The 6686-nt window shown below is 42.3% G+C and carries 4 protein-coding genes; 1 reads left to right on the top strand and 3 read right to left on the bottom strand.

The annotated features are described in order from the left end of the window. Positions 1-156: 156 nt before the first annotated feature. From ACT3S4_RS13040 to fadB, 3 genes are all read right to left on the bottom strand, one after another. Complete coding sequence (locus ACT3S4_RS13040) at positions 157-1086, bottom strand: hypothetical protein (RefSeq protein ID WP_444761213.1); 930 nt, start codon at positions 1084-1086, stop codon at positions 157-159. Between the two features lie 124 nt (positions 1087-1210). Then, positions 1211-2383 (bottom strand): acetyl-CoA C-acyltransferase FadA, encoded by a 1173-nt coding sequence (gene fadA / locus ACT3S4_RS13035; protein WP_201560821.1) that lies wholly within the window; start codon positions 2381-2383, stop codon positions 1211-1213. Between the two features lie 258 nt (positions 2384-2641). Then, positions 2642-4801, bottom strand: coding sequence for a fatty acid oxidation complex subunit alpha FadB (fadB, locus tag ACT3S4_RS13030; RefSeq protein ID WP_444761212.1), 2160 nt, complete (start codon positions 4799-4801; stop codon positions 2642-2644). Between the two features lie 772 nt (positions 4802-5573). On the opposite strand from fadB, the gene ACT3S4_RS13025 reads away from it, so the two are divergent. Then, positions 5574-6677 carry a polyprenyl synthetase family protein gene (locus ACT3S4_RS13025; protein ID WP_444761211.1) on the top strand — a complete coding sequence of 368 codons (1104 nt, stop codon included), beginning with the start codon at positions 5574-5576 and terminating at the stop codon, positions 6675-6677. Positions 6678-6686 lie beyond the last annotated feature (9 nt).

The raw sequence follows: 6686 nt of genomic DNA, 5'->3' as shown, positions 1-6686 counted from the left end.
GCTTTAGTCTTAGCTTGATCGATTCTTTAGCGCTTAGGCTTTGTATTTGCTTCTGTTTATCCCTTTTGCTTACTCTTTTTTTGTTTCTGCTTCTATTTTTATCCTTATACCTATACTGGCTTTGCTTATTATTATCCATGCCCTATCACCACAAATCTAGCGTACCTTAAACTGTTGAAATGCTTTTTTATCAATCGTTGCTTTTAAGACTAATAGTAAGCAAATAAACATGCCAATGATAAAAAACCTAAAGAATTTTGCTAACTCTTTATATGCTTTTTCGTTAAGTGTGCCCAACTGAGATACAAGTATTATTGGGTCATTAATATGTTGCTGACCTGACAATCTAATCGCTTCTAAATAACCATGCTTAGTATCTGAGTTTTGCAATTTTTCAAAATAATCAGCAGTAGATATCTCTTCATTTGCATATTGTTGTCTAGAAATCTTTTTAAAATTTTCTATTTGTTGAACTTTCTCTTTTTCTTCAAGATCATTATCAATAACCTTAGTAAAAGCCTGTCCCCACCAGATATCTTTATCTCCATAAAAAGGAGTAGCAAAATATAAGTATATTTTTAACTCTTGTCTAGATTTCCCCATCTCCCTAGTATTGAAGTAAGAAACAACCCCTTGTTTCTCAACACTTTTATTATCAAATTGGAAGTATTTTTGTTTTGGATATAATTTAATATCACTTATATTACTTATATCAATAATGTCATATGCTGCTTCATATAAGTAAGCTTGACTGATTGATATAGGCGGAAATAAAGCAAGTATCATCACCAAGTAAAATACATTAGCGCTATTATCATCAAATAATTCAAATCGTAGCAGTCTAATCCTTGATCGCATTATGACAAGCACTAAAATAACACTGATAATTATTGGGATAATTAAGTTCCAGACCGTATCTTTTAGAGGCCATATCCCTAGACAGATGTCCAACATCCATCTTATGATGTTGTAGAATAAAATGGCGCCAATACTAAAACCTAAAAAAGGAAGAAAGATATAGCGCATTTTTAACTTAAACACCTCTAAATCTAAGCGCTTCTTATCTGACGATTTATGATGTGCCATTTATACTCTACCTTTCATTACTATGACTTAAACCAAAAAAAAGCGCCTCCAACATTAAGTTAGAGGCGCTCATCTTACAAGATATTAAAACATATTAATCAACAAATATTAGCTTAGCTAAAACTTAAACACGCTCAATAATAGTCGCGATACCTTGACCAAGACCGATACACATGGTCGCTAGACCGATTTCAGTATCCGACTGCTCCATAGCGTTAAGCAAAGTAACCGTGATACGAGCACCTGAACAGCCCAGTGGATGACCTAATGCAATCGCGCCACCATTAATGTTGACGATGTCTTGCTTATCCGTCAAATTCAATGCTTTTAGTACTGATAGACCTTGCGCTGCGAATGCTTCGTTTAGCTCGATGGTTTGCATATCATCGATGCTCATGCCAGCACGCTTAAGTGCTTTTTGCGTCGCAGGTACTGGACCATAACCCATGATAGCAGCATCACAACCAGCGACTGCCATGCTACGAATACGAGCACGTGGCTTTAGACCTAGCTCTTTAGCTTTTTGCGCGCTCATCACTAACATTGCTGATGCACCATCAGATAGTGCAGATGAGGTAGCAGCAGTTACTGTACCGCCTACTGGATCAAAGGCTGGACGTAGCTTTTGCATTTGCTCCATCGTCGCATCAGGGCGAATCACTTCATCGACAGTACATAGTTGCAAGCGACCCGCTTCGTCATGACCTTCGATACCGATGATTTCATTGTCAAAACGACCTTCGGTGGTCGCAGCCCATGCACGGCGATGCGACTCAAGACCAAAGGCATCTTGCTCTTCACGAGTGATATTGTTCATGCGACCAAGCATTTCAGCGGTCAAGCCCATCATGTTTGAGGCTTTAGCATAATGCTTTGACGCTTCAGGGTTAAGATCAACGCCATGCATCATGCCGACGTGACCCATATGCTCAACACCACCGATGATGAAAACATCACCTTGACCGGTCATGATTTGGGCAGCAGCAGTATGTAGCGCCTGCATAGATGAGCCGCACAGACGGTTAACGGTTTGACCGCCAGCAGTCTTTGGAATACCAGCAAGCAAGCCGATGTTACGACCGATGTTTAAGCCTTGCTCTAGTGTCTGATTGACACAACCCCAGATAATGTCTTCGACGTCACGTGTGTCAAAGTCGTTACGCTCAACCAATGCACGTACCAATTCGGCAGACATGCTATCAGCGCGGACATGGCGGAACATACCGTTTTTGGTTTTACCCATCGCTGAGCGTACGCCATCTACGATGACCACGTCTTTTGGACTTAAGATTGTCATACTATCTTCCTTTTCAATTTTTATTGTCAGTGTAGTCAGCCCATTTCAATGCTATTACTTCGTCAATCTCACTTGAAGTACAATACGTACCTCTGCGCTCGATTTCCTTGTACTAGCATTAAATGAAGCCAACTATAATCGTACGTGTGCTATTAAAGATTTGTTATTAAAAAATAGTGCCATTAAATATAAATAGATTAATAGCTCTCACCCTCAAACAGCACACGTACGGCACTTCATCCTAGTAATGACTACCCATTACGCGGTGGCGTAAAAGGTCTCGCCTGCTGCTGCCATGTCGCGAATCTTTTGCGGCGCTTCATAGGCTTTGCCAAGGTATGCGTATTTTTCACACAGTGCCAAGTAGTTATCTAGACCCATTTGGTCGATATAACGGCAAGGTCCACCGCGGAATGGCGGGAAGCCAACGCCCATAATCATCGCCATATCGGCTTCTGATGGCGTGCTAACGATGTTGTCTTCTAGGCAACGGACGGTCTCATTACAGAAAGCCAGCATAGTGCGGTCAATAATCGCTTGATCTTCAAATTCTTGCTTTTCGCTATCTGTGGTGGTTTTTAGTAGCTCATAAGTGGCTTCATCGGCAACTTTCTTTGGCTTGCCGCGTTTGTCCATTTCATACTTATAGAAACCAACGCCGTTTTTCTGACCTAAGCGTTTGTTTTCGTATAAAAGCTCAATCGCGCCTTTATAATCAGGCTTCATGCGGTCAGGGAAACCTTCTGCCATGACTTCTGCGCCATGTACGCCCGTATCTAAACCAACCACGTCGATTAGATAAGCAGGACCCATCGGCCAGCCGAATTTTTCCATGACTTTATCGACATGAGCAAAATCAGCACCTTGCTTAAGAAGTAAGTCAAAGGCGCCAAAGTATGGGAATAGCACACGGTTGACTAAGAAACCTGGGCAATCGTTAACGACAACAGGCACTTTGCCCATTTTAGACGCTAGCGCAACGGTAGTCGCAATCGCTTCTTCAGAGGATTTCTTACCGCGGATAACTTCAACCAATGGCATACGGTGTACAGGGTTAAAGAAATGCATACCAACGAAGTTTTCTGGACGCTCAAGTGCTTCAGCCAAGAAAGTAATAGAGATGGTCGAAGTGTTTGACGCTAAGATACAATCGTCTTTTACTAAGCCTTCAACTTCTTTTAATACCGCACGCTTCACATTTGGATTTTCTACCACTGCTTCGATAACGATATCAGTTTCAGCAAAATCACCATAGTTCAAAGTAGGACGGATACGGCTTAAGGTTTCACCCATTTTTGCTGGGGTCATTTTGCCGCGATCTACCATTTTACCGAGTAACTTGCTGGCTTCGCCCATACCAAGGTCTAATTGCTCAGACTTGATGTCTTTCATAATGATTGGCAAGCCTTTACTGGCTGCCTGATAAGCGATACCGCCGCCCATGATACCAGCGCCTAGTACAGCTGCTTCATTGATCTCATGTGCTTTTTTGCTGTGCTGTTTGGCTAATTTTTTAACCAACTGATCGCTTAAGAATAAACCAACCAAGCTTTCTGCTTGTGGCGTTTTCGCCGCTTTTGCAAAACCAGCCGCTTCTACTTCAATCGCTTTATCACGTGGTAAATTAACGTGTTTTTCCATCGCAGCGATAGCAAGTGCTGGCGCAGGATATTGCTTAGGATTGGCTTTAGCAAAGATCATACCTTTTGCGCTGTTAAATGCCATCGCTTGCTCAAGCTGATTTAATTTAACTGGATTCAGCTTCTCTTCACGCTTCGCTTTCCAATCAAGCTCACCTGAGATACATTTTTTGACCAAATCAATCGCTGCATCTTGCAAGTCATCAGCAGCAACGGTCGCATCAACCAAGCCCAGTTTTAGGGCATCAAGTGGTTTCTTTGGTGTACCAGTCGCAATCAGCTCAAGCGCATTATCGATACCAATCACACGCGTACTACGAACCGTACCACCAAAACCTGGGAAGATACCCAGTTGGGTTTCTGGTAGACCGATGATGGCTTTGTCGCTCATGACGCGGTATTCACAAACCAAAGTCATCTCACAACCACCGCCAAGCGCCGCGCCATTGATGGCCGCTACTTTCGGGAAAGGCAGGTCTTCAAAGCGGTTAAAGGCGTCATTGATACCTACGACCCAATCTTTAATCTCGCTTTCTGGCTTTTTAAAAGAGCCAACGAATTCTGTAATATCAGCACCAGCGATAAAGACGCCTTTGCCTGAGGTCACGATTAAACCTTTGACGTCATCGGCTTTTTCTAAAGCAGTAACCGCTTCACCAAATTGCTTATTGGTTTCAGCATCAAACTTATTCACGCTCTCATTTTCGGCGTTGTACTGCATGTTGGCGATGCCATCCTCTAGCATTGTCACCGTAATGCGATTTCCTTGGTATACCATTTGGAACTCCTTGCTATATAACGAAAGCTACGTTTTAAAATTAAAAGTTTTAAAATTAAAGGTCATAGCCAGTTATTGTTAGTAAAACGAGTAATAACACTGCCAACCTACTGTGTTATAAAGTCAGTATAGAGTAAGCAGTGAAGATGTCTTTATTATCCAGCGCTCATGTTATATATTCATTTTTTATGCTTAATATTACCGCGTTAGCACAAGTGAATACGGCGCTTCATTTATATATATTGTGACCAGTACTGATATTGAACATACTAACATTAAAAATATGGACTGAGAGTTGAGCAAATTTTTCGCTGAAATAAGCACGCAAACCTCTAGCCCTGAATCATCAGATCATTTTTACGCCAATTAGTGTAGGGGATTATGCCCCTAACTGTCACAAGCTAATACCATACTCACAAGTCACTCTTAAATCAGCAGCAGCCCTTTACCTGACTAGTAATGTGCTTTAAGTGACGGTTTGTATACTGAAATTGTATACTAAAAATTCGTCTTTTAAAGATTATAATGACAGATGCTTATCGTCGCACGCTGTCACACGCTTAACTTGATTCTTTATCAAAACATATCCACTGATTAAGTTAAATCACCAATACGTAACGAGGGCTTGTTGCATTATTTCGGTGTGCTTAATCTAATTTTTAATAGTAAGCTGCCAAAAATATGGCATTGATGAAGCTCAGCCCATAAGCTATATAATCTATCATGCTACACTAGCGATATTTTTATTATTCACCTGATAAATGGTTGGGTTATGACTGTTTCTTCTACGCCAAGCTTTATACCTGAAAGCCTTATGCCTTCAAGACTTGTATCTTTTACTAGCTTTAATAACAACACCGAGCAATTTCATAGCGCCGTGCGCGCGCAACTTGCACAAGATATCGACGTGCTGTTTGCTTATGCCAACCTGCCAAGCCCGTTGATTGATGCCTGTCGTTATGTGATGACTGGTCAAGGTAAATTGGTGCGTCCACTATTGGTTGCCAGTGCCTTTGATAGTGTCAATCAAAGCAATGCTAATGCCAATGAAAATACAGATAAAAGCACTGACAATAAAAACAGTATGGCTAACGCTGATGGTTTGGAAGCTCTGTTAGAAAACGATTCCGATTATGATATGGCGCGCCGTGCAGCGTTGGCGGTCGAGCTGCTGCATACCTATTCATTGGTACATGATGACTTGCCGTGTATGGACGATGATGATCTACGTCGTGGACAGCCGACGGCGCATATCGTCTTTGAAGAATCGACCGCCCTACTCGCTGGCGACGTGCTACAGACGCTCGCCTTTGAAGTATTGACCGCAGAGCTGCCCACTTTTGCGCCCTTTGATTCAGCCATCGCCAGCCAGCTTATCGCAATATTTGCACCACGTGCACGGCGTATGGTTTCTGGTCAAATGCTTGACCTGAATGCTGAGGCTAGTGCTAATATTTCACAAAGCGATCTAGAAGCTATCCACCGTGATAAAACTGGCGCATTGATTGAAGCCGCTATGCTTATGGGCGGCATCTGTGCTGGTGCGACCGCTCCGCAGCGTATGGCATTACAGGAGTGCGCCCAGCATATTGGTCTGGCTTTTCAAGTACAAGACGATATCTTAGATGTGACGACTAGCACCGATACCCTTGGCAAACCTGCTGGCAGCGATGAAAAATTAGATAAATCAACCTATGTAAAATTGATGGGTGTCGAAAACGCGACTAGCTACGCACAATCGCTATTTAATGACGGACGTGCAGCCATCATTCGTGAACTGAGTCGCCATGAATCAAGCAGTAGCGAGCTTGGCAGTGACGCGAACAATGATGCTTTACTGGCATTAATAGAATGGCTATGGGCACGTAAAAAATAGCCAAAAATT

It is taken from the genome of Psychrobacter sp. AOP30-A2-5 (genome assembly GCF_052378115.1).
Classification (GTDB): domain Bacteria; phylum Pseudomonadota; class Gammaproteobacteria; order Pseudomonadales; family Moraxellaceae; genus Psychrobacter.
Note: the sequence above shows the minus strand (reverse complement) of the source record. Positions and strands in the feature narration are given on the sequence as shown.

Coding starts and splice junctions, on each gene's coding strand:
- ACT3S4_RS13040 (WP_444761213.1), bottom strand. CDS start 1,086: ATGGCACATCATAAATCGTCAGATAAGAAGCGCTTAGATTTAGAGGTG.
- fadA (WP_201560821.1), bottom strand. CDS start 2,383: ATGACAATCTTAAGTCCAAAAGACGTGGTCATCGTAGATGGCGTACGC.
- fadB (WP_444761212.1), bottom strand. CDS start 4,801: ATGGTATACCAAGGAAATCGCATTACGGTGACAATGCTAGAGGATGGC.
- ACT3S4_RS13025 (WP_444761211.1), top strand. CDS start 5,574: ATGACTGTTTCTTCTACGCCAAGCTTTATACCTGAAAGCCTTATGCCT.